Source organism: Leifsonia shinshuensis (assembly GCF_031456835.1).
Classification (GTDB): domain Bacteria; phylum Actinomycetota; class Actinomycetes; order Actinomycetales; family Microbacteriaceae; genus Leifsonia; species Leifsonia shinshuensis_C.
Map to the genome: position 1 here is coordinate 1,538,094 of NZ_JAVDVK010000001.1, position 25,402 is coordinate 1,563,495.

General features: G+C 73.3%; 24 protein-coding genes. 17 read left to right on the top strand and 7 right to left on the bottom strand.

Annotated elements, in window-relative coordinates; translation table 11 throughout:
• Positions 1-41: 41 nt before the first annotated feature.
• Entirely contained in the window at positions 42-872 is an 831-nt protein-coding gene (rsmI, locus tag J2W45_RS07490) for a 16S rRNA (cytidine(1402)-2'-O)-methyltransferase (RefSeq protein ID WP_310130362.1), read from the bottom strand.
• Positions 873-929: 57 nt separating this feature from the next.
• Between rsmI and J2W45_RS07495 the strand changes: the two genes are divergently transcribed.
• The 3 genes from J2W45_RS07495 to J2W45_RS07505 all read left to right on the top strand — a co-directional run bounded on the left by J2W45_RS07495 (position 930) and on the right by J2W45_RS07505 (position 5,306).
• Complete coding sequence (locus tag J2W45_RS07495) at positions 930-2,543, top strand: dolichyl-phosphate-mannose--protein mannosyltransferase (RefSeq protein WP_310130364.1); 1,614 nt, start codon at positions 930-932, stop codon at positions 2,541-2,543.
• Between the two features lie 53 nt (positions 2,544-2,596).
• On the top strand, positions 2,597-4,189 hold the full coding sequence (locus tag J2W45_RS07500; protein ID WP_310130367.1) for a S53 family peptidase: 1,593 nt from the start codon (positions 2,597-2,599) through the stop codon (positions 4,187-4,189).
• Positions 4,190-4,280: 91 nt separating this feature from the next.
• The gene (locus J2W45_RS07505; RefSeq protein WP_310130371.1) at positions 4,281-5,306 is read left to right on the top strand and encodes a YeiH family protein; all 1,026 of its coding nucleotides are present in this window, start codon (positions 4,281-4,283) and stop codon (positions 5,304-5,306) included.
• A gap of 31 nt (positions 5,307-5,337) precedes the next feature.
• Here the strand turns inward: J2W45_RS07505 and J2W45_RS07510 are convergent, their stop codons facing one another.
• Positions 5,338-5,919 (bottom strand): class I SAM-dependent methyltransferase, encoded by a 582-nt coding sequence (locus J2W45_RS07510; RefSeq protein ID WP_310130374.1) that lies wholly within the window; start codon positions 5,917-5,919, stop codon positions 5,338-5,340.
• A 51-nt stretch (positions 5,920-5,970) separates the two neighbouring features.
• On the opposite strand from J2W45_RS07510, the gene J2W45_RS07515 reads away from it, so the two are divergent.
• The 7 genes from J2W45_RS07515 to J2W45_RS07545 all read left to right on the top strand — a co-directional run bounded on the left by J2W45_RS07515 (position 5,971) and on the right by J2W45_RS07545 (position 14,683).
• Positions 5,971-9,390: an AfsR/SARP family transcriptional regulator gene (locus J2W45_RS07515; protein ID WP_310130377.1), complete on the top strand. Its 3,420-nt coding sequence runs from the start codon at positions 5,971-5,973 to the stop codon at positions 9,388-9,390.
• A gap of 170 nt (positions 9,391-9,560) precedes the next feature.
• Positions 9,561-9,803, top strand: a complete 243-nt coding sequence (locus tag J2W45_RS07520) for a helix-turn-helix domain-containing protein (RefSeq protein WP_310130380.1) — start codon at positions 9,561-9,563, stop codon at positions 9,801-9,803.
• Complete coding sequence (locus J2W45_RS07525) at positions 9,796-10,302, top strand: Clp protease N-terminal domain-containing protein (RefSeq protein ID WP_310130383.1); 507 nt, start codon at positions 9,796-9,798, stop codon at positions 10,300-10,302. The genes J2W45_RS07520 and J2W45_RS07525 overlap by 8 nt, the downstream gene beginning before the upstream one ends.
• 116 nt (positions 10,303-10,418) lie before the next feature.
• A complete protein-coding gene (locus J2W45_RS07530; protein ID WP_310130385.1) occupies positions 10,419-11,435 on the top strand; it encodes an ATP-binding cassette domain-containing protein in 1,017 nt (338 codons plus the stop codon).
• Complete coding sequence (locus J2W45_RS07535) at positions 11,432-12,250, top strand: ABC transporter permease (RefSeq protein WP_310130388.1); 819 nt, start codon at positions 11,432-11,434, stop codon at positions 12,248-12,250. Before J2W45_RS07530 ends, J2W45_RS07535 begins: the two co-directional genes overlap by 4 nt.
• 487 nt (positions 12,251-12,737) lie before the next feature.
• Positions 12,738-14,123 (top strand): L-serine ammonia-lyase, encoded by a 1,386-nt coding sequence (locus tag J2W45_RS07540; RefSeq protein ID WP_310130391.1) that lies wholly within the window; start codon positions 12,738-12,740, stop codon positions 14,121-14,123.
• A gap of 71 nt (positions 14,124-14,194) precedes the next feature.
• Positions 14,195-14,683 carry a glutathione peroxidase gene (locus tag J2W45_RS07545; protein ID WP_310130394.1) on the top strand — a complete coding sequence of 163 codons (489 nt, stop codon included), beginning with the start codon at positions 14,195-14,197 and terminating at the stop codon, positions 14,681-14,683.
• 30 nt (positions 14,684-14,713) lie between these two features.
• On the opposite strand, the gene J2W45_RS07550 is transcribed toward J2W45_RS07545, so the two are convergent.
• A complete protein-coding gene (locus tag J2W45_RS07550; protein ID WP_310130395.1) occupies positions 14,714-15,004 on the bottom strand; it encodes a hypothetical protein in 291 nt (96 codons plus the stop codon).
• 99 nt (positions 15,005-15,103) lie between these two features.
• On the opposite strand from J2W45_RS07550, the gene J2W45_RS07555 reads away from it, so the two are divergent.
• Positions 15,104-15,520 carry a TraR/DksA family transcriptional regulator gene (locus J2W45_RS07555; RefSeq protein WP_310130397.1) on the top strand — a complete coding sequence of 139 codons (417 nt, stop codon included), beginning with the start codon at positions 15,104-15,106 and terminating at the stop codon, positions 15,518-15,520.
• Positions 15,521-15,563: 43 nt separating this feature from the next.
• Here the strand turns inward: J2W45_RS07555 and J2W45_RS07560 are convergent, their stop codons facing one another.
• Positions 15,564-18,500 (bottom strand): helix-turn-helix transcriptional regulator, encoded by a 2,937-nt coding sequence (locus tag J2W45_RS07560; protein ID WP_310130400.1) that lies wholly within the window; start codon positions 18,498-18,500, stop codon positions 15,564-15,566.
• A 94-nt stretch (positions 18,501-18,594) separates the two neighbouring features.
• Positions 18,595-18,813 (bottom strand): hypothetical protein, encoded by a 219-nt coding sequence (locus J2W45_RS07565; protein WP_310130406.1) that lies wholly within the window; start codon positions 18,811-18,813, stop codon positions 18,595-18,597.
• 168 nt (positions 18,814-18,981) lie between these two features.
• Between J2W45_RS07565 and J2W45_RS07570 the strand changes: the two genes are divergently transcribed.
• Entirely contained in the window at positions 18,982-19,584 is a 603-nt protein-coding gene (locus J2W45_RS07570) for an NADPH-dependent FMN reductase (protein WP_310130408.1), read from the top strand.
• Entirely contained in the window at positions 19,581-20,036 is a 456-nt protein-coding gene (locus tag J2W45_RS07575; RefSeq protein WP_310130411.1) for a WapI family immunity protein, read from the top strand. Before J2W45_RS07570 ends, J2W45_RS07575 begins: the two co-directional genes overlap by 4 nt.
• 12 nt (positions 20,037-20,048) lie before the next feature.
• Here J2W45_RS07575 and J2W45_RS07580 read toward each other — a convergent pair whose 3' ends face one another.
• Positions 20,049-21,080 carry an aldo/keto reductase gene (locus J2W45_RS07580; protein ID WP_310130413.1) on the bottom strand — a complete coding sequence of 344 codons (1,032 nt, stop codon included), beginning with the start codon at positions 21,078-21,080 and terminating at the stop codon, positions 20,049-20,051.
• Between the two features lie 47 nt (positions 21,081-21,127).
• On the opposite strand from J2W45_RS07580, the gene J2W45_RS07585 reads away from it, so the two are divergent.
• Positions 21,128-21,628: a metallophosphoesterase family protein gene (locus tag J2W45_RS07585; protein ID WP_310130415.1), complete on the top strand. Its 501-nt coding sequence runs from the start codon at positions 21,128-21,130 to the stop codon at positions 21,626-21,628.
• A 146-nt stretch (positions 21,629-21,774) separates the two neighbouring features.
• Here the strand turns inward: J2W45_RS07585 and J2W45_RS07590 are convergent, their stop codons facing one another.
• Positions 21,775-23,310, bottom strand: coding sequence for a DUF7059 domain-containing protein (locus J2W45_RS07590; protein WP_310130416.1), 1,536 nt, complete (start codon positions 23,308-23,310; stop codon positions 21,775-21,777).
• Between the two features lie 179 nt (positions 23,311-23,489).
• Between J2W45_RS07590 and J2W45_RS07595 the strand changes: the two genes are divergently transcribed.
• From J2W45_RS07595 to J2W45_RS07605, 3 genes are all read left to right on the top strand, one after another.
• Entirely contained in the window at positions 23,490-23,765 is a 276-nt protein-coding gene (locus J2W45_RS07595; RefSeq protein WP_310130419.1) for an acylphosphatase, read from the top strand.
• Between the two features lie 220 nt (positions 23,766-23,985).
• On the top strand, positions 23,986-24,885 hold the full coding sequence (locus J2W45_RS07600; RefSeq protein WP_310130421.1) for an aminodeoxychorismate lyase: 900 nt from the start codon (positions 23,986-23,988) through the stop codon (positions 24,883-24,885).
• A gap of 168 nt (positions 24,886-25,053) precedes the next feature.
• Positions 25,054-25,389, top strand: coding sequence for a hypothetical protein (locus J2W45_RS07605; RefSeq protein ID WP_310130423.1), 336 nt, complete (start codon positions 25,054-25,056; stop codon positions 25,387-25,389).
• Positions 25,390-25,402 lie beyond the last annotated feature (13 nt).

Here is a 25,402-nt window from a genome sequence, read left to right on the forward strand (position 1 = left end):
GGTGACTATCCTACGGGCGCGCGGGCGCGCGATCCCGCGTGTTACTCCGCCTGTGGAGAACGCGCCGCCAGGGCCGCCTGATAGAGGTCGCGCTTGCCCAGTCCGGTCGCGTCGGCGACCTCAGCGGCCGCGTCCTTGAGCCTCGTCCCGGCCGCCACCAGCGCGAGCACCTGCGCGACCGCGGTCTCCGGGTCGGCCGCGCGGGCCGGCGCTCCGCCGACCACGATGACGATCTCGCCGCGCACGCCTTCCGCCGCCCACGCCGCCAGCTCGGCCGCGGTCCCGCGCCTGACCTCCTCGTAGAGCTTCGTCAGCTCCCGGCAGACGGCCACGCGGCGGTCGTCGCCGAACACCGCGGCGAGGTCGGCGAGCGAGCTCGCCAGCCGGTTCGGCGACTCGAAGAAGACCATCGTGCGCGGTTCGGCGGCGAGCGCCCGCAGCGCCGACAGCCGCTCCCCGTGCTTGCGCGGCAGGAAGCCCTCGAACGTGAAGCGGTCGGTGGGGAGCCCCGCGACGGCGAGCGCCGTCAGCACCGCCGACGGACCGGGGAGCGCCGTGACGCCGACGCCCGCGGCGGCGGCCGCCTCCACCAGGTGGAAGCCCGGGTCGGAGACGGTCGGCATCCCGGCGTCGGAGAGCAGCACCACATCCTGATCGCGCGCCAGCTCGACGAGCTCCGCGGCCCGGTCGCGCTCGTTGTGGTCGTGCAGCGCGATGAGCCGCGGCCGGTTCTCGACGCCGAGGCCGGCGAGCAGGCGCTGCGCGACGCGGGTGTCCTCCGCGGCGACGACCGTGGCCGAGCCGAGCACCTCCACGAGCCTCCGGGAGGCGTCGCCCAGATTGCCGATCGGGGTCGCCGCGAGGATGATCATGGCTCTTAGTCTGTCAGCCGAAAGGCGACACGGAGGCTGCGCCCCTAGCATGGCTGGGTGACTTCCGCTCCTGCCACCGACGTCGCTGCCGTGCACCGCGCCCCGGAGCGCACCGGCACCCGCCTGGACGACTGGTGGGCGCGCGTCCTCCGCACCCCCGCGCGGCTGCGGGTCTGGTACTGGGGCGCGCCGATCGGCGTGACCCTGCTGGCCGCCGTGCTCCGGCTGTGGAACCTCGGTCAGCCGCACTCGCTCGTGTTCGACGAGACCTTCTACGTGAAGGACTCCTGGACCATCTGGAACCTCGGCTACGAGGGCAGCTGGCCCGACAAGGCGGACGCGCGGTTCGCGGCCGGCCAGACGCAGATCTTCGACTCCGATCCGTCGTTCGTCGCGCATCCACCGCTCGGCAAGTGGCTCATCGGCCTCGGGATGGCCGCCACCGGCCCGGACAACTCGTTCGGCTGGCGCGTCTCCACGGCGATCGCCGGGACGCTCGCGGTGCTGCTCGTCTTCCTCATCGCCCGGATGCTGTTCCGGTCGACGATGATCGCCACGATCGCGGGTTTCCTGTTCGCGATCGACGGCCACGCGATCGTGATGAGCCGGGTGGCGCTGCTCGACGGGTTCGTGATGTTCTTCGCGCTGCTCGCGTTCTGCTGCATCCTGCTCGACCGCAAGTGGGCGGCGGACCGGCTGGCGGCGCGCGTGGCCGCGGAGCGCGCGAATGGCCGCGACCCGGCGTGGGGGCCGGTGCTGTGGTGGCGTCCGTGGCTGATCGCCGCGGGAATCCTGTGCGGGCTGTGCGCGGGCGTGAAGTGGACGGGCTTCTACTTCCTCGCGTTCTTCGCCGTCTACACGGTGCTGGTGGATGCGCTGGCCCGACGCCGCGAGGGACTGCCCTTCTACATCAGCGGTTCACTGCTCAAGCAGGCACCCGCGACCTTCGTGCTGATGGTCCCGCTCGCCTTCGTCGCCTACGTGGCCACCTGGGCCGGCTGGATCTTCACGGGGAACGGCTACTACCGGCACTGGGCGGAGTCGGTGCACATGCAGTGGACCGGCGGGCTCTCCTGGGTGCCGCTCTGGGTGCAGAACCTCTGGCATTACCAGACCGAGATGTACAACTACAGCATCAACCTGCACACGCCGCATCCGTACCAGTCGAACCCGCTGACGTGGACGCTGATGCTGCGGCCCACGAGCATGTACTACGTCGGTTCCACGCAGGGACAGAACGGATGCGCGTCCTCGGCGTGCTCGGCGGCGATCACGTCGCTCGGCAACCCGCTGATCTGGTGGGCGGGAACCGCGGCGATCCTGTTCCTGCTGTACTGGCTCGTCCGCACGCGGGATTGGCGCATCGGCCTCATCCTGACCGGGCTCGCGGCGGGCTACCTGCCGTGGTGGCTGTACATGGGCCGCACGATCTTCACCTTCTACTCGATCGCGTTCGAGCCGTACCTGATCCTGGCGCTGACTGCCGTCATCGCGTTGATCCTGGGCAGCCGCGACGATCCGGAGCGGAGGCGGAGGCGCGGCATCCTCTGGATCGGCGTGTACCTCGTCGCGTGTGCCCTGGTCAGCGTGTTCTTCTGGCCGATCTGGACCGGCCAGCAGGTGCCGTTCTGGTTCTGGCAGATCCATATGTGGCTGCCCAGCTGGGTCTGACCCGGCGGCCGGACGCACTGGCGGTGTCGGAGGGCGGTGGTAGACCGAGTGGTATGACGGATGCCGAACAGCCCCTCGATCTCGTCCCGCTGCCCGGGAGCGAGCGCCCCGACCGACCCGGATTCCAGGCCCACGGCGGCCTCGCGCCGGACTCGCGCGTCGACGCGACCCTCGTCCTGCGGCGCAGGGAGCCGCTGCCGGAGAGCGCCTTCGCTCAGCCGCTGAGCCGCGAGGAGCTGGCCGAGCGGTACGGCGCGGCGCCCGACGACGTCTCGCTGGTGCGCGACACGCTCCAGGGTCTCGGCCTCACGATCGACGAAGTGGATGCGGGCGCCCGCCGGGTGCGGGTGTCCGGCCCGGTGCAGATCATGGCGCGCGTCTTCGGCACCGATCTGGCTCAGTCGACCCGCGACGACGCCGGCGACGACGCACCGACCTACCGGCAGCGCACGGGCGGGCTGAGCATCCCGGCCGCGCTGGACGGGGTGGTCACCGCCGTGCTCGGCCTCGACGACCGGCCCCAGGCGCGGGCGCAGTTCCGGTACGTCCCGGCAGCGGCGGTCAACACCAGCTACACGCCGCCGGAGCTCGGCCGCGTCTACGAGTTCCCCGAGGGGACGGACGGCAGCGGCCAGACCATCGCGATCATCGAGCTCGGCGGCGGGTACGTGCAGTCCGATCTCGACACGTACTTCGCCGGGCTCGGCATCCCGACACCGTCCGTCACCGCGGTCGGCGTCGACGGCGGGTCCAACGCGCCGGAGGGCAACCCCAACGGCGCGGACGGCGAGGTGATGCTCGATATCGAGGTGGCGGGCGCGCTCGCCCCGGGCGCGAACATCGTCGTGTACTTCGCGCCGAACACCGACGCCGGGTTCCTCGACGCGGTGTCGACCGCCGCGCACGCCGACCCGACCCCGGCCGCCATCAGCATCAGCTGGGGCCAGTCGGAGGACCAGTGGACGGCCCAGGCCCGCACCGCCTTCGACCAGGCGCTGCAGGATGCGGCCGCACTCGGCGTGACGACGACGGCCGCGGCCGGCGACGACGGCAGCAGCGACCGGGTCGGCGACGGCCGGCCCCACGTCGACTTCCCGGCCTCCTCCCCGCACGCCCTGGCCTGCGGCGGGACGCGCCTGGAGGCGGACGGCGACACCGGTACCGTGCACTCGGAGACGGTCTGGAACAACGGGACGGGCGGCGGCGCGACCGGCGGCGGCGTCAGCGCCGTCTTCCCGCTGCCGTCGTGGCAGAAGGGCGTCGGCGTGCCGTCCGGCGCGGACGGCACCGACGCGGGAGGGACCGCCAACGGACCGGGCGGACGCGGCGTTCCCGACGTCTCCGCCGTCGCCGACCCGCAGACCGGCTACCAGGTGCGCGTCGACGGCCAGGACACGGTGATCGGCGGCACCAGCGCCGTCGCGCCGCTCTGGGCGGCACTCGTCGCGCGGATCGTCCAGTCGACCGGGAAGCCGCTGGGGCTCGCGCAGCCCGCGCTCTACGACGCTGTGCCGGCGGGGACGGTCGCCGACGGCTTCCGCGACATCACCACGGGCGACAACGGCGCGTACCGGGCGGCTCCGGGATGGGATGCGTGCACCGGCCTCGGCGTGCCGAACGGCACGTCGCTGCTGTCGGCGCTCTGAGCGGGCGCCCGGCGGCGCGGCACGGCGACGAGGGCCGGCGCCGCGGCGAGGACGGTCGGGCGCCGGTCCGTTCTCTCGGCAGAATGGACCGGTGAGCTCCGCTTCCCCCGTCGCCCGGCCCGTCGCGCCCTGGCTCCCGGGCCTCGTCGCGTGCGCCGCCGCGGCGGCCGTCGCGTGGGGCGTGCACTGGCTCGTGCCCGCCGTACCGTTGCTGACGGCCGCCGTCGTGCTCGGCATCGTCGTCGGCCAGCTGCCGGTCGCGCGCCCGGCGGTGACGGGCCGGCTGGCGCCCGGGCTCTCGCTGAGCGCAAAGCGGCTGATGCGGATCGGCGTGGTCCTGCTCGGACTCAAGCTGAGCCTCGGCGACATCGCCCACCTCGGCTGGGTCGCCATCCTCACCACGGTCGCGGTCGTCCTGCTCAGCTTCGCGGGCACCTTCTGGATCGGGCGCCTGCTCCGGCTGCCCGGTCACCAGCCGCTGCTCATCGCCACCGGTTTCTCGATCTGCGGAGCCTCCGCGATCGGGGCGATGAGCAGCGTCGTGAAGCCGAAGGACGAGGAGGCGGCGACCCCGGTCGCCCTGGTGACCCTGTGCGGCACGCTCGCGATCTTCGTGCTGCCCCTGCTGTGGCATCCCCTCGGCCTGGATGCGCAGCAGTTCGGCCACTGGGTCGGCGCGGGCGTGCACGATGTCGGCCAGGTCGTCGCCACGGCGCAGCTCGCCGGCGCGGCCGCCCTCGCGGTCGCCGTGGTGGTCAAGCTGACCCGCGTGCTGATGCTGGCGCCGATGGTCGCGATCGCGGCCGTCGTCGAGCGCCGTCGCCACGTGGCCGGCGACCCGTCGGTGAAGCGCCCGCCGATCGTCCCGCTGTTCGTGGCGGGGTTCCTGCTCGCGGTGCTGATCCGCACCTTCGTGCCGCTCCCGGCCGCCGTGACGGACGGTGCGGATACGGCGCAGACGGTCCTGCTCGCGATGGCGCTGTTCGGGCTCGGCACGGCGGTGCGGCTGCGGACCCTGCTCGGGACCGGCTGGCGCGCGCTCGTCACCGCGCTCGCCTCCTGGGCGCTGATCGCCGCGCTCGCGCTGGTCGCCGTCTGGGTGAGCACGGCCGCCTGACGCAGGCGCGGCCGGCGCCGGCATCGAGGGGTCAGGCGCGCGCCACGATGTGGAAGACGTGCCAGTGCTTCGGGCCGTCGAACGACATGCCGCGACGGTCGTCCTCGGCCAGCTGCAGCACGTCCATCCCGGCGAGCATCCCCTCCACCTGGCGTCGCTCGTGGAAGCTCATGCCGGGGCGGCCCGCCCACTCGTCGTTCGGGCCGAACAGCTCGCCGGCGAAGAGCCCGCCAGGCCGCAGCGCCTCGCGGATGTCCGCCCAGAGGTACGGGAAGTGGCTCTCGTCGCAGAAAGGCAGCGCGAAGCCCGCGTAGACGAGGTCGGCGGGCGGAAGCTCGCCGAGCTGCTCGAAGGTCGACCGCCGGACGGTCACGCGCTCGCCTGCCTCGGCGGACAGCCCCGCGCGCACCCGCTGTTCGACGCCGGGGTCCGCATCCACCGCCAGCACCCGCCAGCCATGCTCCGCCAGGTGACGCGTCTCCACGCCGTCGCCGCAGCCGAGGTCGATCGCCTCGCCGGGCGGTCCGTCCCAGGCGGCGAGGGCGCTCTGGAAGGTGGGACGCACACCGCGGCCGCCCTGCTTCTCGTAGAACTGGGACCAGTCGAACGCCATGGGGCCGAGCCTACCCGCGCGGTGTCGGGCGCACTGGCTATGATCGGGCGGGTGCAGACCGCGCCACCGCCACCCCGCGTCGCCGTCCTCGGCCCGGTGCTCGTGGAGGACCGGCGCGGCACGTTGACGGAACCCTCCGGCGCACTCGGCAAGAGCCTGATCGTCGCGCTGGTGCTCGCCCGGGGTGCGGCGAGCGTCCCGTCGCTGGTCGAGGACCTCTGGGACGACCGCCCGCCCCGCCAGGAGCGCGCCGCCCTGCAGACGCTCGTGTCGCGGGTGCGCACGACGAGCGCCGACGGCCTGCTCGAGTCCACCCCCGGCGGCTACGCACTGGCCGTCGCCCCGGAGCAGACCGACCTCGGACGCGCCCGCGCCGCGGCCGACCGGGCGACGGCGGCACTCCGTGCCGGGGATGCGGCCGCGGCGGTCGCCGAGTCCACCGCTGCCCTCTCGCTGTGGCGCGGCCAGCCGGGGGCCGAACTCGGCGCGACCGCCCTCGCGGACGAACTGCAGCGGACCGCCGCCGAGCTGCGCGACGACCTGCTGCTGATCCGGGCCCGCGCCCGCCGGGCGACCGGCGACCACTCCGGTGCGCTCGCCGATCTGCATCCGCTGCTCGAGGCGCGGCCGCTCGACGAGACGCTGCGCCTCGAACAGCTGCGCACGCTCGCCGCCGCCGGCCGGCGCAGCGAGGCCCTGCTCGCCTTCGCCGAGCTGAAGGAGGCGCTGCTCGACCGGCTCGGGACGCGTCCCGGCCCCGAGCTGGTCGCGCTCAACGCAGAGCTGCTCGCCGCCGACGAGGACGAGCGGCCGTCCGCTCCCCGCCGGGTGCGCATCGGGCTGCGGAGCGCCCCGAACGCGCTGGTCGGACGCGAGTACGACCTGGAGGCGGTCGAGGATCTCGTCGCGACCTCGCGTCTGACGACCATCCTCGGGCCCGGCGGCCTCGGCAAGACCCGGCTCGCGCAGGAGGTCGGCAACCGCGCCGTCCACACGCCGGCGGTGATCGTCGTCGAGCTGGCCAGCGTGCGGTCGGGCGAGGATGTGGAGCTCGCGTTCGCCTCCACCCTCGGCATCCGGGAGGCACGGGCCGTGCGTCCGACCGACCCGGGCTCGCAGCTCGACCTGCGCTCCCGCATCCTGGGCCTGCTGTCGGAGCGCGAGACCCTGCTCATCGTCGACAACTGCGAGCACATCGTGGACGCGGTGGCCGCGTACGTGCAGGACATCCTCGACTCGACGAGCACCGTGCGAGTGCTGGCGACGAGCCGGGCGCCGCTGGCGATCGGCGCGGAGCGCGTGTACCCGCTGGACTCGCTGAAGAGCACGGACGGGGTCGGCGGGAAGCCTGCGGCGGGTGCGGACGGCACCGGCGGGAAGCGCGCGGCGGGCGCGGACGGCGCCGGCGGGAAGCGCGCGGCCGGCCCGAACTCGGCGGGTGCGGACGCTGCTCGCGGATCGTCCGCGACGGCCGCCGACGGCTACGGACCGGCGGTCGCCCTCTTCGTGGAACGCGCCCGCGCCGCGCGACCTGCGGCCGTCCTCCCGCTCGACGTGGTCGCGCGCCTCTGCGACCGGCTCGACGGCCTCCCCCTCGCCATCGAGCTCGCCGCCGCGCGCACCCGCTCCCTCTCCGTGGACGAGATCGAGCGCCGCCTCGGCAACCGCTTCGCCCTGCTCACCGGCGGCGAGCGCACCGCGCCCGAGCGGCACCGCACGCTGTTCGCCGTGATCGAGTGGAGCTGGAACCTCCTCGGCACGTCCGAGCAGGCCCTGCTGCGGCGGCTCTCGCGCTTCCCCGACGGTTTCAGCGCCGAGGCGGCGGAGGCCGTGGCCGGCAGCCGCGCATCCACCGTGCTCGACGACCTGGACGCGCTCGTCGCGCAGTCCCTCGTGACCGTCACCGAGGACGGCAGCACCGGGCTGCTGCGGTACCGGATGCTCGAGACGGTCCGCGAGTTCGGCGACAACGCGCTCGTCGCCGCGGGCGAGGAGGACGAGGTCCGCGACGGGATGGACGCGTGGGCCGTCGCATTCTGCCGGGATGCGCTCTCCGTGATGCACGGTCGGCAGCAGGTGGCGACGTTCCAGCGGGTCACCGCCGAACAGGACAACCTCGTGACGGTACTTCGTTCGGCGCTCGAGGGCGGCCGTCGCGAGACCGTCGCCGCCGTGTTCGCCACCCTGTCGTACTACTGGTCGCTGCGCAGCGCGCACTCGGAGGTCATCGGCTTCGGGGGCGCCGTGATGGACGCCCTCGCGCGCTGGGAGCCCGAGGGCGAGTTCCGCGAGGCGGCGGCCGCGTGCTACACCGTCCTGGGCGGCACCTTCCTCTTCATCGACGTGCGCACATCCGCCCGCGCGATCTCCGGCCTCCGGCACCTCCGCCGCACGAAGCCGTTCGCCGACTCGCGGCTCGATGCGATGGCGGCCCTCGTGCTCAACGCGGGCAAGGTGAAGGAGGGGCTCGAGCTGCTGGAGACGTACGCCGTCTCGCCCGACCCGGAGCGCGCGACGATCGGCAACCTGCTGCTGGCCCAGCTGCGCGAGAACTCCGGGGAGCTGGATGCGGCGCTCGCCTCCGCGACCCGCGCCTGGGAGAGGGCGAACGAGGCGGGAGACGCGTGGTCGCTCGCGTCGGCCGCGCAGTCGATCGCCCAGTGCCACAGCCAGCTCGCGCATCCCGCCGAGGCCCTGGAGTGGGGGCAGCGGGCGTACGACCAGCTCGCCCAGCTGCAGGCGGACGGCGACCTCCGCCAGCTCGACTGGCTGATCGCGATGAACGCGATCTCGAGCGGCGACACCGCCCGCGGCCGGCTGCTGCTGGAGCGGTACCTGGCCGCCGAGCCGGACCGCGCGGGATTCGACTACGCCGACTACTACGCGATCGGCTACGCCGGGATGGCAGAGATCGCGCTGGCCGAGGACGACCCGGCGGAGGCGGTCCGGCTGTACGACGAGGCGCTCGGCGCCTTCGGCGACGCCCCGACCGCGGCGGAGCGGACCCTCAACCCGTGGACGATCATGCTCGCCGCCGCGGCGCTGGTCGCGCGGCTGCACGTGATCGGCACCGACCCCGACGTGGTCGACCGGGACGAGACGGATGCGGCGGCGGTCGCCCTCCGCCGGCGCATCCTGGTGAGCGCGCGGCTCAACCCGCCGGCGCTCGACCGTCCGGTGATCGGCTCCGGGATGTCGGGCTTCTCCGTGTGGATGCTCGACGCGCGCACGGCGGAGCGGCACGCCGCATCCACCTCCTGGGTCGACGACGGCCTGACGCTGTTCGCGCTCGCCGGCCGGGCGAACGCCCGCCAGGACGTCGCGAGCCTGCACCGCGACGCGCTCGCCGACCGGATCGACGCGACCTGGGGCCGCGACCGTCTGGCGGCGGCGACCGCCGCCGTGGAGACGCTGTCTCCCGCCGACGCCGTGGCGCGCGGGCTCCGGCTGCTGTCCGACCTGCGGCCGTAGCGGCCGGCGCCGCGCGGCTGGCGCCCGGTATGCGCGCGGCCCGGCCCGCCCGCCCGCCCCGCCATCGAGGGGCGCAACACGCCGTTATCCGCCGCCGATAACGGCGTGTTGCGCCCTTCGTTCAAGCAACTCGGGTTGACAACTCACGATAAGCAACTAAGGTTGCTTCCATGACTCCGAAAGCACCGTTCCCCGACCCGGTCGGAGGCGTCGCCGACGGGCTCGCCGCGGTGGTCGCCCTGCGCGAGCTCGCCGACCGCCTCGAAGACGCCGAGGTCGAACGCGCCCTCCGCGAGGGCTGGAGCTGGACCCAGATCGCCGACGCGCTCGGCATCACGCGGCAGGCGGTCCACAAGAAGCATCTGCGCCGGGTGGCCGCGGCCGGCGTCGACCTGAGGAGACGAAATGTCTGAGCAGTCGCATCCCGCCGCCGACCTCCCCGGCCAGCTCGTGTCGCGGGCGCTCCGCCCGGTCGTCCTGAGCGCCGTCGCCGAGGCGCAGCGCCGAGGCGCCCCACTCGTGGAGGCGGAGCACCTGCTGCTCGCGCTGTCCGCCGACGGCGGGACGCAGGTCCGCGCCGCCCTCGCCGAGGCGGGACTCGACCACGAGGGGCTGGTCGCCGTGCTCGCCGCCGAACGCGCCGCCAGCCTGCGGGTCGCCGGCGTGACGCCGCCGAGCGAGGAACGTCTCGCCGCGGCACCCCGCGTCGCGCGACCCCGCTGGGGCGCCTCCGCCAAGGAGGCCCTGGTGCGCGCGCATCGCGTCACCGTCGCCCGCCGCCGTCAGCGCGCGGCCGAGGTGGACCTCCTGGCCGCCCTCTTCGGCCTGGAGCTGGGCACCGTCCCTCGCGCCCTGAGGCTCGCGGGCGTCGACCGGGATGCCGTGCTCGCCCGCGCACTACGCGCCGCCTGACGCCCGCTCACATCCGCTTACATCCGCCCTCCCCCGCTGTAAGCGGCACGTGAGGGCGGTGTAAGCGCGGGTCGGCACCATCGGAGCATCACCATTCCCACCAGGAAAGGATCACCATGACTCGCAGTTCCGAATGGGCCGTCGAAGCCCACGGGCTCGTCAAGGTCTTCGGCGACAACCGCGCGGTCGACGGCGTCGACCTCACCGTCCGCGCCGGGACCGTCTACGGCGTCCTCGGACCGAACGGCGCCGGCAAGACCACCACGATCTCCATGCTCGCCACCCTGCTGAAGCCGGACGCGGGCGACGCGTTCATCTTCGGCCACGACATCCGCCGGGAGCAGCAGGTCGTGCGCCAGCTGATCGGCGTGACCGCCCAGTTCGCGTCCGTCGACGAGACCCTCTCGGCGAACGAGAACCTCATCATCTTCTCCCGCCTGCTCGGCCTGAGCGGCCGCGAGGCCAAGCGGAAGACCGCCGAGCTGCTCGAGGAGTTCGGGCTGACCGAGGCGGCGAAGCGTCCGCTGAAGAAGTTCTCCGGCGGCATGCGCCGTCGGCTCGACCTCGCGGCCAGCCTGATCGCCCAGCCGCCGCTGATCTTCCTCGACGAGCCCACCACCGGGCTCGACCCGCGCACCCGCTCCCAGATGTGGGACACCATCCGCCGCCTCGTCTCCACCGGCTCCACCGTGCTGCTCACCACGCAGTACCTCGACGAGGCCGACCAGCTCGCCGACCGCATCGCGGTCATCGACCGCGGCCGCGTCGTGGCTGAGGGCACCGCCGACGAGCTCAAGGCGTCGGTGGGCGAGTCCTCGCTGCAGCTGCGCCTCACCGACCCGGCCGACATCGAGGACGCGCGCCGCGCCATCCAGACCGTCCTCGGCGTGGATGCGGTGGTGTCGCCCGAAGGCTCCCGCATCACCGCCCCGATGCGGGATGCGGACGCCGTCACCGACCTCTTCGTCACGTTCCGCGAGGCCGGCATCCACCTGCAGGAGATGTCCGTGCAGAAGCCCACGCTCGACGAGGTCTTCCTCACCCTCACCGGTCACGGTGTCGAGGAGGAGCAGCCGGACGAGCAGCCCGCCGAGGAAGAGGACGGCGCCGCCGTCGAAGGGATCCGCGCATGACCGCCATCGCCACCATCACCGCGCCGTCCGAGCGCAACCTGAAGAACCACGTCAGCCTCCGGCAGACGCTCGCCAACACGGTCACCATGGCCCACCGCGGGCTGCTGAAGATCAAGCGGACGCCCGAGCAGCTGATGGATGTGACGCTCCAGCCGATCATCTTCACCGTCATGTTCGCGTACCTGTTCGGCGGCGCGATCGCCGGGGACGTCCAGTCGTACCTGCCCGCGCTGATCCCGGGCATCCTCGTGCAGACCGTCATCACGACCTCGGTCGTGACCGGCGTCCAGCTGCGGGAGGACATGGACAAGGGCGTGTTCGACCGCTTCAAGTCGCTGCCCATCGCCCGCATCGCGCCGCTGTCGGGCGCCCTGCTCGCGGACACCCTGCGCTACACGATCGCGACGACGATCACCTTCGTGGTCGGCTTCCTGATGGGCTACCACCCGGCGGCCGGTCTCGGGTTCGTCGTGCTGGCCGGGCTGCTCGTCATCGCCTGCGCCTGGGCGATCAGCTGGATCTTCGCCTTCTTCGGCGTCATCGCCCGCACGGCCGGGTCGGTGCAGGGGATCTCGTTCCTCGTGCTGTTCCCGCTGACGTTCTTCTCGAACGCCTTCGTGCCGGTGGACACCCTCCCGAGCTGGCTGCAGTGGTTCGTGAACGTCAACCCGGTGTCGCACCTCGTCACCGCGGTCCGCGACCTCGCGAACAACGGAACGTTCGGCTCGGACGGCTGGATCGCCCTCGCCGGCGCCGCCGTGATCGTCGCGGTGTTCGCCCCGCTCACCGTGCGCGCCTACATGCGGAAGGCCTGACCGGCGCGCCGGTCCCCCGACGGCGGCCGTCGCATCCTGCGGAGGGATGCGGCGGCCGCTTCCGCGTGGGCGGCGGGTCGCGCGGTCGCCCGTCGCGGCGCGCGATGCGCGTCGCGCGGCGCCGGGACGCGGGGCCGAGAATTGTGCCAAATCTCGGTTGTGGCCGCCCCATAACCGCGATTTGGCACAAATCGCGCGCCCGCCACGCGCCGGGGCGAGGTTTCGCGGGCCGACATTCGTGCCGAATGTCGCCTCCGCGCGCCTCAGAAGCGACATTCGGCACGAATGTCGCAGCACCCCCGACACGAAAACGGGCACGCTGCACGAATCGCGCAACACCCCCGACACGAAAGCGAGCACACTGCACGAATCGCGCCCCGCCCCCGGGACGGACGCGCGCACCACGGGCGACGCCCGCGCACGATCCGTGCGCGGATGCGCGCGGGGACGCGGGAAAGCGTCGCTCCGGGCGACATACACTGGAGAAGTGACAGCGTACGTCTCGGCCTTCGACCTGTTCTCGATCGGCATCGGTCCCTCGAGTTCGCACACCGTCGGACCGCTCCGGGCCGCCGCGGCGTTCGCCTCCCGCCTGCAGGACGAGGGGATGCTCGACCGCGTCGACCAGGTCACCTGCACGCTGTACGGGTCGCTCGGCTCCACCGGCATCGGCCACGGGACCCCGGACGCCGTCATCGCCGGCCTGCGCGGGCTGCAGCCCGAGAGCTGCCGCCCGGACGACGTCCGCGGCGCCTGGTCCGACCTGCAGCCGGGCGCGACCCTGCTGCTGGCCGGCGCTCGCAGCATCCCGCTGGCAAAGGACGACATCGCCTTCGAGCCGCGGACCCGCCTGCCCGGCCACCCGAACGCGCTGACCCTGCGCGCGTGGGGCCGGTCGGAGTCGGGCGAGCGGTCGCCGCTCCCCCTGCTCGAGGAGACGTACTACTCCATCGGCGGCGGGTTCATCCGCCGCGACGGTGAGGAGGCCGCGCTCGCCGCGCGCAAGTCGCACCCGCTCCCGTACGGCACCGCCGAGGAGCTCCTGGCGATCTGCGAGCGGGACGGCATCCCGATCTGCGAGGTCGCGCGCCGCAACGAGATCGCGCTGCACGGCGCCGACGCGACCCGAGAGCGGCTGGACCTGATCTGGGAGGCGATGGCCGAGTGCGTCGCCCGGGGACTCGCGGGTGACGGGACCTTGCCCGGCGGACTCGGTGTCCGTCGGCGTGCCGCCGCGATGCGCGAGCACCTGGAGTCGGTGCAGGACGACCCGGGCCGCGCGACCGCCCTGGAGTGGCTTCACGCCTTCGCGCTCGCGGTCAACGAGGAGAACGCCTCGGGCGGCCGTGTGGTCACGGCACCCACGAACGGCGCGGCGGGCATCGTGCCGGCCGTCGCCCACTACTACCTGCGCTTCGTCCCCGGGGCGTCGGCCGAGGGCATCCGCCAGTACCTGCTCACCGCGACAGCCATCGGCTCGCTCTTCAAGGCGAACGCGTCCATCTCGGGCGCCGAGGGAGGCTGCCAAGCGGAGGTCGGCTCGGCCTGCGCGATGGCTGCGGGCGCCCTCTGCGCGGTGCTCGGCGGGACGCCGCGACAAGTGGAGAACGCCGCCGAGATCGCGATGGAGCACCACCTCGGACTGACGTGCGACCCGGTCGGCGGCCTGGTGCAGATCCCGTGCATCGAGCGGAACGCGATCGCCTCGTCCACCGCTGTCTCCGCCGCCCGGCTGGCGTTGCACGGCGACGGCCGGCACCTGGTGTCGCTGGACACGGTGATCGAGACGATGCGTCAGACCGGCATCGACATGTCCACCAAGTACAAGGAGACGAGCGAAGGCGGCCTCGCGGTCAACGTCATCGAGTGCTGAGGGAGCGACGCCCCCTGCCGCCGCGCCGGACTCCGAGCCGGTTCGGAGCCTTCCGCAATACGCTCGCGATCATGACCGTGATGGACATCCCCTTCCAAACCATCGATGGCGCGCCGACCAGCCTGTCCGCATTCGCGGGCAAGGTGATCCTCGTCGTCAATGTCGCCTCCCGCTGCGGGCTCGCCCCGCAGTACGAGAAGCTCGAGCAGCTGCAGAAGGAGTACGGTGACCGCGGGTTCACGGTCGTGGGCTTCCCCAGCAACCAGTTCCTGCAGGAGTTGAGCTCGACCGACGCCATCAAGGAGTACTGCTCCACCACGTGGGGCGTCACGTTCCCGATGATGGAGAAGGTGCGGCTGAACGGGCGCAACGCGCATCCGCTCTACCAGGAGCTCACGAAGACGCCGGACGAGGACGGCAAGGCGGGCCGCGTGAAGTGGAACTTCGAGAAGTTCGTCATCACGCCCGACGGCGCCGTGTACCGGTTCCGTCCGCAGACGGAGCCGGACGACCCGGCCATCATCGACCTGATCGAGGAGTCGCTGCCCGCGGCCGCTTGAGGCGGTGAAGACCGCGCCGCGGACGCGCGCTCAGGCGCGCCGGAACCACCGTCCGCCGACGCGCTCCGTGAGCCGCCAGCCGCCTGTCTCCGCCACGGCGCCGAGCCGCGCCACGGTGTGCTCGGCGACGCGCAGCGCCCCGGGTACGCCGTCCTCGGTGAACCGCACGGTGATGCGCGCCTCGCCGGCGACGACGTCGACGCTGCTGGCTTCCACGACGGCGAGTTCGCGCGCCGCGTCGGCCGCTGCCGGCTCCACCGAACGCGGGTCGACGCCCGGTCGCAGACGGCCGACGGCGACGATCACGCGGAAGGAGGGCACCCGCTGAGCCTACGCGCGTCGCTGCCCCGGTTTCCGGCGGCGAGGCGTACGCTGACCCGGTCGGGAAGGCACGATCGGGGGATCGGAAGGGGTGTGCTCGTGAACGATGCGAGGACGGAGGAGCTCGAGGTGACGAGGGTCGACGACGACGCTCTGACCGCCGCCGAGCTGCAGGAGTTGAAGGCTCTGCTGCGGGACCGGCGCGACGGCGATGTCGCCGAGGCGCAGCGGATGGCGGAGTCGCTCGGGGTTCTGCTGGCGTCGCGGTCGGAGTCGACCGCCGACGACGAGCACGACCCGGAAGGGCCGACGCTGTCGTCGGAGTGGAGCCGGCTGCAGGCGCTGCGGTCGGATGCCGCGCACGACATCGTGGCGGTGGATGCGGCCCTCGAGCGCATCCGGCGCGGAACCTACGGCACCTGCCTGCGGTGCGGCCGTTCCATCGGCGTCGACCGCCTTCGTGCGCGACCGACCGCGGAGCTGTGCATCCGCTGCGCCGTCGCGGTCGAGAGCTGAGCCGCCCGGGCGACCGAGCGCCGGCACAGCTCGACGCGTCCGCTCAGCTTGACGACCGCGCCGCCAGGTACACCGCCTCCGTCCGGCTGGACGCGCCGACCTTGCGCAGGATGCTGGACACGTGCACGCTCGCCGTCTTGGCGCTGATGTAGAGCCGTTCGCCGATCTGCTTGTTGCTGAGTCCCTGCTCGATCAGGGCGAGCACCTGCTCCTCGCGCTCGGTCAGTGGTGCGCCGTGTGCGGCCGCGACGGGCGCCGACCGCAGCGCGGGCTGCGCGCCGAGCGCGTCGGCGGCCTCCACGAGCAGCCGGATTCCGGAAGCCTCGGCGAGAGCCCGGCCTTCGGCGATCAATCCCGCCGCGCGCTCACGGTCGCCGGCGGCGAGCGCGACGCGGGCGCCCCGCAGCAGGGCGTACGGGCGAACGTGGACGGGTGCAACCGCGAGAGCGCCCGCGTCCGCCGCGACCCGCCACGCCTCCTCGGCATCGGCGTAGCGCTCCCCGCGGTCGGCCACGCCGGAGACGGCGGCCCGGGCGGTCGCGAGCTCCGCGTCGGCCAGCGGCGCCCAGGCGTCCGCGGTCGGCCAGCCGCGCAGGTCGTCCAGCACGGCCTCCAGCCGATCCGCCTCGGAGTCCACGTCGAGCGCGGCTCCGGCGACCTCGACGACCGAGCTCCCTCCGTCCTGGGTCGCGAGCTCGGCCAGGGCCCGCGCGGCGTTGACGAGCACCGGGAGGTCGTAGCCGGGCATACGCCGGAACGGCGGCTCCCCGAGCCCGTGCGTCTCGGCCCACGCACGCTCGTAGTCGCCGAGGGCGATCGCGGTCTCCCCCGCCACGCGCGCGAGGGAGAGTCGGGTCTGCTGCTCCAGCTCGGCCAGGGCCCGCAGCGGCGTGCGGAACCGGCGCAGCAGCTCGTCCGCCCGCCCCGGCTCGCCGTGCCACACCCAGAGGCGGGCGCGCTGCAGTTGCGCGCACAGCCCGGCGCGGTCGTCGAAGCCGAGCGCCACGCGCAGCAGGTCCTCTGCCCGCTCGAACTCGCCGAGGGCGATGAGCGGCTCGGCCGTGTTCGCCGCGAGCCAGATGCCCGAGGTGCGCTCCACTCCGCGCTCACGTGCGCGGGCGACGCCGGACTGGGCCAGCCGCACCGCGTCGGCGTAGCGGCCGACCGAATTCAGCGCGTCGGACGCGTTCACGGCGTAGCGCAGCGTCGCCCCCGCGTCCCCGGCGGCAAGAGATCCGGCGAGCTCGAACTCCGCGAACCCCTCGTCGAGCCGGTCCGAGGCGACGAGAGAGGACGCGAGGATGTTGTGCGCGACCGAGCGCATCGGCGGCGCGGCGGTCTCCGCCTCCGCGAGCGCAGCCCGCGCCGTCTCGATCGCGGCCTCGAAGTCGCCCGCTAGCATCCGCAGAGCCGCCAGCTCGGTGAGCAGGTGCGGCCTCAGCGGATCGCCCGAGGGCACGGCCTGCGGCGGCACCAGCGCGAGAGCACGCTCCAGCAGTTCCGTGCCTCCGGGACGGTTGAGATTTGCCAGGTACTGCGCCTTGTCGCGCAGCAGGCGCGCGTGCCGCGAGGGCGCGAGCCCGTCCGCCTCCGCGAGCGCGACGTCGACGAGCGCCAGGGCGCGGTCGTTGTTGCCCGCGTTGCGCAGCGCCGACGCCGTGCGGGCGATGACGGCGATGCGGTCGCGGCCGCTCAGCTCCTCCGCATCCGGGACGCTGTCCCACAGCTCGAGCACGCGGTCGCCCATCGCCGCCGCCGTCGCGTAGGCGTAGGAGCGCTTCGCCTCCTCCATCGCCTCCAGCGAGGCGATGAACGCGCGCCGAACGTCGTGGGCGGCCAGCCAGTGCGCGGAGAGCTGCACCGCCGAGCACTGCGGCGACGCCTCCAGCGCCTCCGCGTAACGGGTGTGGAACCGCGTCCGTTCGCCCGGAAGCAGGTCGGCGTGGATGGCCTCCCGCACCAGTGCGTGACGGAAGGAGTACTCGGTGGAGTCGGCCGCCAGGATGTTCGCGGTGACCGCCTCGCGTGCGGCGGCATCCAGCTGCTCGGGCGTGCCCTCGAACACCGCGGCGAGCAGGTCGTGCGTGACGCAGACGCCGCCTGCGGCGAGCACCCGCAGCAGCCGCTGCGCAGGCTCGCTCAGGCGCTCGAACCGCGCGAGCACCAGCTCCCGCAGCGTCTCAGGCAGGTCGTCTCCGGAGCGCAGGCCGTCGATGCCCACCAGCTCTTCCACGAAGAAGGGCACTCCCTCGCTCAGCTCGGTCACGCGCTCCAGCGAGCCGTCGTCGGGCGTTCGGCCGAGCAGCTGTTCGACCAGCTGAGCGACCTGCTCCCTGCCCAGACGGGGCAGTTCCCAGCGCGTCACCCGCCGGGTGCGTTCGAGCTCGGGAAGCCACGAACGGAGGACGTGCCCGCGCGGCACCTCCTCGCTCCGATAGGTCAGCACGACCAGGAGGCGACCGCGTTCGCCCATGCGGATGATGAACCGCAGCAGTTCGAGCGTGGACCGGTCGGCCCACTGGAGGTCTTCGATCGCCAGGATGACAAGGCGCTCGGCGGACAGTTTCTCCAGCAGTTCGGTCACGAGCTCATAGAGCCGCTCGGCCCCGGTGCGCGGCGGGACCGCCGACTCGTCGGCCAGCTCGGGCAGCAGCGCGGGCAGGACGCCCGCACTGGAGCCGGCGATCTCGAGGACGCGGTCGAGCCCGGCCACCTGGACGAGTCTCCGCAGCACCGCCGCGAACGGAGCGTACGGCGCTCCGTCGGCGCCCAGGTCGACGCACCGGCCGAGCAGCACGGTGGCGGTGGACTCCTGGCCGGCGAGGAAATCCTCGAGCAGGCGCGACTTGCCGATGCCCGCCTCCCCGCCGATGACGACGGCGCGCGGCTCCCCCGCCGCGGCCGCCGCCGCCTCGGCGCGCAGAGCCTCCAGATCGGGTTCGCGCCCGATCAGGGTGAGGCTCGACGTCGCTGCTCGCATGGCTTCATCGTGCCACGAGCCACCGACATCCGGACCAGCCCCGCGCCCCGCTTCGCTCGGGGCAGACGGGCCGGACCGGGCCGGCTGCGACGGGTCAGCGGGAGGCGTGGGCGAGCTCCCTCTGCGGGGCGGCCGCCGACGCGTCCGCGGCCGCGACACGAGCCCGGCGCACACGCTCCCACAGGTGGTGGACCCGCGCGCCGTCCCGTCCCCCGGCCTGCTCCGCAGCGCGCGCACGCCGTCCCCGTTCGGTCTCGGTGCGCGCCGTCTCGCCGGCCCGCACCCGCATGTCCACGAACTCCTCCAGCAGCATGATCGCTCCCCTCCTGCATCCGCCGCGCACTCTGCCCGGCGATGACTTCAGACTGCTCGCTAAGGCATCCCCCGGACATCGGGAGGATGCCCTATTCCGGCCGCCCGCCGGGCACCTAAGACGCGAGGACGCTTAAGGGGCTTCACGGGCCGCGAGCGCGGGGGCAGCATGGTGCCCATGGCGACGATCAACGAACTCCAGCCCCCGTACGCGGTCGGCTACTTCGTGGGCAGCCTGTCCACGCAGTCGGTCAACCGGACGCTCTCCCGCGCCCTCCTCCGGCTCGCGCCCTCCGAGCTCACCTTCACCGAGATCCCGATCGGCGGGCTGCCGCTATACAACCGCGACCTCGACGGGGACTTCCCGCCCGAGGCGCGCGACTTCAAGGCCCTGATCGCCCGGCAGGATGCGCTGCTCTTCATCACGCCGGAGTACAACCGCTCCATCCCGGGCGCCCTGAAGAACGCGATCGACTGGGCCAGCCGCCCGTACGGCGAGAACGTCATCGCCCGCAAGGCGACCGCCGTGATCGGAGCCTCGCCCGGACAGATCGGCACCGCGGTCGGGCAGCAGCACCTGCGCAGCATCCTGAGCTTCCTCCAGGCGCCGCAGATGAACGCGCCGGAGGCCTACATCTGGATGCGCCCCGGCCTCATCGAGGAGGACGGCACCGTCACCGACCCGGGCACCGAGGAGTTCCTGCGCGGCTACATGAACGCCTTCTTCGAGTACATCGAGCGCGTGCTGACGGTGGTGCCGCCGGCATCGTGAAGCTTCAGGACGAGGGGGGCACGCGCTCGGTGGAGCTGCGCCCGGCGGCCCGGGAGGATGGCGGTGGCGAGCACGACGATGGCCGCCGCATCGTGGTCGACGCCGTCGTGCACGACGACGCCCGCCGCTGGACGCTCTCCGAAGCCTGCCTGACCACCGCGGAGGCGCGCGACCTCGCCGCCTGGCTGGCCGGCCTCGCCGAGGACACCACCGCCGACGCCGACGAGTGGACCGCCATCGCCTTCGCGTCGAACGCCGTCTCGATGAGCGGTCACCGCATCCCGGGCGGCACGGTCGACCTGCGCATCGCGGTGCTGCGGATGCTCTCGGAAGGGACCGGCACGACGGACGTCGTCGTCGGGCTGCGCACGTCCGAGGAGGCGGTGATCGCGGCCGCCCGCGAGCTCATCGCCGAGGTGGATGCGCTCGCGGAGCGGCGCGCGGAGGTGTGAGAAACGGGCGGGTTACCGGCCGCCCTCCCGCTTGCGGTGCCGCTGCTGCACCGCCTGCTCCCCGTACGGGTAGATGTCGGTCCGCGGCGTGCTGGCGTCGTCGAGGCGGGCGCGTTGCTCGTCCGACAGGTGGACGTCGGCGGCTCCCAGGTTGTCCTCGAGCTGCTCGACCGTGCGGGCGCCCAGGATGACGGACGTCACGGCGGGACGCCCGCTCAGCCACGCCAGCGACACCTGCGACGCCGAGGCGCCGGTCTCCTCCGCGACCGCGTTGACGGCGTCGATGATCTCCCACGTGCGCGGGTCGGCGTTGCGCGCCTCCCACGCCTCCATGCCCCGGGTCGGGTTCTCGCCCAGGCGGGTCGCGCCCGTCGGCGGCTCATCCCGGCGGTACTTGCCGCTCAGCCAGCCGCCCGCGAGCGGCGACCAGGGCAGCAGGCCGATCCCCGCATCCAGCGCCGCCGGCACCACCTCGTGCTCGATGCCGCGCACGATCAGACTGTACTGCGGCTGCAGCGTCACCGGCGGCGCCCAGCCGTGGGCGCGGGCCACGTGCACGGCCTTCGTGAGCTGCCAGCCGAGGTAGTTCGAGAAGCCGTAGTACGAGATCTTGCCCGCGCTGATCGCGTCGTCGAGGAACCGCAGCGTCTCCTCGATCGGCGTGAGCGCATCCCACGCGTGCATCTGGTAGAGGTCGATGTGCTCGACACCGAGACGACGGAGGGACGCGTCCAGCGCGGTGCGCAGGTGCGCCCGCGAGAGGCCGAGGTCGTTGGGTCCGCCGCCCATCGGGAATCGGCCCTTGGTCGCGATCACGACGCCGTCGCGGCGGCCGGGGTTGCGCGACAGCCAGCGTCCGATGATCGACTCGGACGCACCGGCGGTGTAGACGTCGGCCGTGTCGAGGAAGTTGCCCCCGCCGTCCAGGTAGCGCTCCAGGATGGCGTGCGAGGTCTGCTCGTCGGCCTCCGCGCCGAAGGTCATGGTGCCGAGGGCGAACTCCGACACGATCGTTCCGCTGTTTCCGAGATTCCGTAGCTGCATGACGCGAACCTAGCCCCGTATCCGTGCTTCGCATACTGTGTGCGTTCGTGAGGCTCCTCCTGATCTCCGACACGCACATCCCGAAGCGCGCGCGCTCGCTGCCCGACCAGGTGCTGGCCGCGGTGGATGCGGCGGACGTCGTCGTGCACGCCGGCGACTGGGTGGATGCGGCCACGCTCGACCTGCTGGAGCAGCGGTCGAAGCGGCTGGTCGGCGTCTACGGCAACAACGACGGACCGGAGCTCCGGCGGCGGCTGCCGGAGGTCGCGCATGTGTCGCTGGGCGGCCTCCGCTTCTCCGTCGTACACGAGACGGGGCCGGCGACGGGGCGCGAGGCGCGGTGCGACCGGGACTTCCCGGACACGGACGTCCTCGTGTTCGGGCACTCGCACATCCCCTGGGACACCGTGACGCCGCGCGGGATGCGGCTGCTCAACCCCGGCTCGCCGACCGACCGGCGCCGGCAGCCGGTCGGCACGTACCTGACCGTCGAGCTCACCGACGGCCGGCTCGGCGACGTCACGCTCGTGCCCGTCCCGCGCGCCTGACGGCGACCGCGCGCGCCATGAAGGGGTCGCAACACGCCGTTATGTGCCCGGGATAACGGCGCGTTGCGACGCCTCGTTGCCTGGGCGGACGTGGTGGGGGCGGATGCGCGCAGCGCGGCCGGGGGGCTGCGGGCTGGATGCGCGGCTCAGGCGCGCAGGAAGCCGTCGACCAGCATGCCGCGCACGGCGGGGAGGAGGTCGGCGCGCAGGGCGTCCTCGTCCACCTCGAGCAGCTGCGCCAGCGCGGCGACGATCGCGCCGACGCTCAGCTCACCGTCGGACGCACCGACCAGGGCCGCCAGGCCCGTGTCGGCCGCGACCGCGCGGCCGAAGCCGCCGCCCTGCCGCAGCAGGATCGCGGTGGGCGCGTCGGCGCCCGGCCACAGGTGACGCTCCTCCGTCACGTCGCCCGAGACCACCGGGCGCAGCCGCAGCAGTTCGTCGTCCGTGAGCGCCGCCTGCAGGTCGTGCGCGGCCAGCGCCTCCCCGAGGTGCACGCCGAGACCGGCCTCGTTGGCGCCGAGCGACCCGTGCAGCCGCTCGAACCGGCGCAGCGTCGGCGTGCCCTCCACCCGGCGCAGCAGCAGGTAGCCGAAGCCGACCGACCGCACGTCCCGGCTGTCGAAGTCGTCCAGCCACGCGGCGAGCAGCCGCTCGAACTCCGGCGATCCCGGACGCGTGCCGCCGTCGCGGATCCACGTCTCGGCGTAGCGCACCGCATCCTCCACGTCGCGCTCGATCACCCACGCGTCGAGCGGCTCCGGCGACGCGTCCACCCAGTCGCGGACGCGCAGCAGCCCGTCCCCCGTTCCGCGGTACTCCCAGTTGCCCAGCAGCTGCGCGACTCCGCCGCGGGTCAGGTGCTCCGCGCATCCACTCACGAACGACGCCACAAGCCCGTCGCCGACCATCCCGCCGTCGCGGTACTCGTAGGCGGGAACGCCGTCGCTTCGCGGCGTGATGACGAACGGCGGGTTGGACACGATGTGGTCGAACCGCTCCCCCGCGACCGGCTCGAACATGCTGCCGAGGCGCAGCTCCACCCCGCCGATCTCGTTCAGCGCCAGGTTGAGCGCGGCGATCCGGAGCGCCCGCGGCGAGATGTCGGTGGCGACCACCCGGCGGGCGTGGCGGGCGGCGTGCATCGCCTGGATGCCGCATCCCGTGCCGAGGTCGAGTGCGCTCTCAACCGGCGCCTGCAGCATGAGGCCGCTCAGGGTCAGGGAGGCGCCGCCGACGCCGAGCACGTGGTCCTCGGGCAGGGCGTGGCCGAGGGCCAGCTCGCCCAGGTCGGAGACGATCCACCACTCGGCGGGACCGGCCGCATCCACGAAGCCGTACGGGCGCAGGTCGACGGCTGCGGAGATCGTGCCGGACGCATCGTCCGAGGTGACGAGCCCCAGCGCGACCGCTCCGTCGACGCCGAACGCCGGCAGTGCGGCGGCGGCCGCGTCGGCGGCGACCGGCAGGCCGAGCACGAACAGGCGGGCCAGCGTCGCGAGGGCGGACGGCTCGCGGCGGGCCAGCGCCCGCTCGGCCGGGACGCGCTGCCCCCGGTGCAGCGCCTCGGCCGCCTCCTCGCCCCACAGCCGCGTCAACGCGTCGACGGAGAGGCCCGCAGCGAGCAGGTCGGAGCGGAGGTCCGGGATGCGGTCGGCGGCCGGAAGAGCGGAGTCGGTCATCCCTCCATTGAAACCCATGCGCGGCGCCGCGGCGGCGCTTGGCCGCGACTGCGCCCTCCGGGAACGACTGCGCCCCGTCGCGCCGCCGCGCACGTTCCAAACGGTGGCAGTCGCACCCGGCGCGGCGCGGCGCGGCGCGGCCCCGACCGCCGCAACGGGTCCGGGGGCACAATGGGGCCATGATCCGCAGGCGAGCGATCGTGACCGGGGGCGTCCAGGGCGTCGGGTTCCGCTGGAGCGCGCGGGAGGCCGCGCAGCGCATCGGGGTGACCGGCTGGGCGCGCAACCGCCTCGACGGCACCGTGGAGGCGGAGGTGCAGGGCGACCAGGACCAGGTCGACCGGATGCTGGACTGGCTGCGCACCGGGCCGCCCGGCGCCTCCGTCGACTCCGTCACCGTAACCGACGTCCCGCCCCAGGACGACGACGCCTTCCGTATCCGCACCACCTCCTGAGCGCCGCGCCCCGCCGCGCCCCCGCCGCCCCTCCGTCGAGTACACGAAAAGTGCACGCGACACGCCGCCGAAACGTGCACTTTTCGTGTACTCGACGGAGGGACGGACCGCGGGACAGACGGAGCGCCCAGAGCGCGGGACGGACCCGGCACGGACGCGGGACGGACCCGGGACGCACGCAGGACGCGACGCGGCGGCAGCGCGCGGGCAGAATGGGGGCATGACGCGCGCCACACTGCTGACCATCACCTCGCCGACCGGGACGCCCGAGGCGGGTGATCCGGGATTCGTCGTCGCCGACTTCGACGCGCCGCAGGTGCGCATCACCGACCTCGCGGTGACCCGGGGCGACGGCGTGTTCGAGACCATTGCGGTCATCAATGGGCACCCGCAGGCGCTGGAGCCGCACCTGGCGCGCCTCGCGCACTCCGCCGAGCTGCTCGACCTGCCGAAGCCCGCGCTGGACGTGTGGCGGGAGGCCGTCCGCGCCGGAGTGGCCGACTACCTGACCCGGAACGGCGCCGGACCCGCCGAGGACGAGCTGTTCGCGAAGCTCATCTACACGCGCGGCGTGGAGGGCGCGGGCGCCCCGAGCGGCTGGCTGTTCGTCGACCTCGGCGAGGACTTCCGACAGGCCCGGCTCGGCATCAAGGTCGTCGTGCTCGACCGCGGCCTCCGGCACGACGTCGCCGAGACCTCCCCGTGGCTGCTCGCCGGGGCGAAGACCCTGTCGTATGCGGTGAACCGCGCCGCCCAGCGCGAGGCCGCGCGCCGCGGCGCCGACGACGTGCTGTTCGTGAGCAGCGACGGCTACGCGCTCGAGGGACCCACCTCGAACGTCGTGACGCTCACCGACGGCGTCGTCCGCACCCCGAACACCGACCAGGGCATCCTCGCCGGAACGACCCAGGCGGCCGTCTTCGACTTCTTCGAGAGCCGCGGCCTCCGCACCGAGTTCGCGCCGCTCACCCTCGACGAGGTCGTCTCGGCCGACGCGATCTGGCTGGTCTCCAGCGTCCGGCAGGCAGCGCCCGTCACACACCTCGACGGGCGCGAGTACCCGGTGGATGCGGCGCTCACCGCCGAGCTCAACGCGTACCTCCTCGCACGGACGGAGTGACAGACCGAGTGACGCACGGAGTGACCGACGGAGTGCCCGGTAGACACACCGTGTCACTCCGATTCGCGAGCGTCGGCGGCAGCGCCTAGGCTGATGCCACTGCGCGGCCGACGGCGACCGCGCGGCGGCCGCTGAAGCGTCCACGACCCCGGGGAAGGGAGGTGCGAGATGAGCGAGCAGGTGCCCCGAAGCATCGAGCTGCTGCGCCAGCAGGCGCGCGACGAGCTGTCCGCGATCATCGAGCACCGCTGCCGTGCGGGCGAGGACCCGTGGCAGTTCATCCCCGAGCTCCCCAGCGTGGACGAGCAGGTCGTCATCTCCCTCCGGGCGGGCGCCATCGAGGCGTTCGACCTCGCCGAGGAGCAGTCCCGGGCGCATCATCCCGCGGCCGGCCGCGAGATGTTCACCCGCTTCGAGTACTCGGTCCTCCGTCGCATCGCCCTGGAGCATCCCGAGCTGAGCGAAGCCGTCTGGGGGATGCTCGACAAGGTCGAGCGCGCCTGACTACGCTGCCCGC

What these genes read in the sequence shown, in the direction of transcription:
- J2W45_RS07535 (WP_310130388.1), top strand. Translation starts at nt 11,432, where the DNA reads ATGACCGCCATCGCCACCATCACCGCGCCGTCCGAGCGCAACCTGAAG.
- J2W45_RS07530 (WP_310130385.1), top strand. Translation starts at nt 10,419, where the DNA reads ATGACTCGCAGTTCCGAATGGGCCGTCGAAGCCCACGGGCTCGTCAAG.
- J2W45_RS07595 (WP_310130419.1), top strand. Translation starts at nt 23,490, where the DNA reads ATGATCCGCAGGCGAGCGATCGTGACCGGGGGCGTCCAGGGCGTCGGG.
- J2W45_RS07600 (WP_310130421.1), top strand. Translation starts at nt 23,986, where the DNA reads ATGACGCGCGCCACACTGCTGACCATCACCTCGCCGACCGGGACGCCC.
- J2W45_RS07500 (WP_310130367.1), top strand. Translation starts at nt 2,597, where the DNA reads ATGACGGATGCCGAACAGCCCCTCGATCTCGTCCCGCTGCCCGGGAGC.
- J2W45_RS07545 (WP_310130394.1), top strand. Translation starts at nt 14,195, where the DNA reads ATGACCGTGATGGACATCCCCTTCCAAACCATCGATGGCGCGCCGACC.
- J2W45_RS07510 (WP_310130374.1), bottom strand. Translation starts at nt 5,919, where the DNA reads ATGGCGTTCGACTGGTCCCAGTTCTACGAGAAGCAGGGCGGCCGCGGT.
- J2W45_RS07570 (WP_310130408.1), top strand. Translation starts at nt 18,982, where the DNA reads ATGGTGCCCATGGCGACGATCAACGAACTCCAGCCCCCGTACGCGGTC.
- J2W45_RS07520 (WP_310130380.1), top strand. Translation starts at nt 9,561, where the DNA reads ATGACTCCGAAAGCACCGTTCCCCGACCCGGTCGGAGGCGTCGCCGAC.
- J2W45_RS07565 (WP_310130406.1), bottom strand. Translation starts at nt 18,813, where the DNA reads ATGCTGCTGGAGGAGTTCGTGGACATGCGGGTGCGGGCCGGCGAGACG.
- J2W45_RS07525 (WP_310130383.1), top strand. Translation starts at nt 9,796, where the DNA reads ATGTCTGAGCAGTCGCATCCCGCCGCCGACCTCCCCGGCCAGCTCGTG.
- J2W45_RS07580 (WP_310130413.1), bottom strand. Translation starts at nt 21,080, where the DNA reads ATGCAGCTACGGAATCTCGGAAACAGCGGAACGATCGTGTCGGAGTTC.
- rsmI (WP_310130362.1), bottom strand. Translation starts at nt 872, where the DNA reads ATGATCATCCTCGCGGCGACCCCGATCGGCAATCTGGGCGACGCCTCC.
- J2W45_RS07560 (WP_310130400.1), bottom strand. Translation starts at nt 18,500, where the DNA reads ATGCGAGCAGCGACGTCGAGCCTCACCCTGATCGGGCGCGAACCCGAT.
- J2W45_RS07590 (WP_310130416.1), bottom strand. Translation starts at nt 23,310, where the DNA reads ATGACCGACTCCGCTCTTCCGGCCGCCGACCGCATCCCGGACCTCCGC.
- J2W45_RS07605 (WP_310130423.1), top strand. Translation starts at nt 25,054, where the DNA reads ATGAGCGAGCAGGTGCCCCGAAGCATCGAGCTGCTGCGCCAGCAGGCG.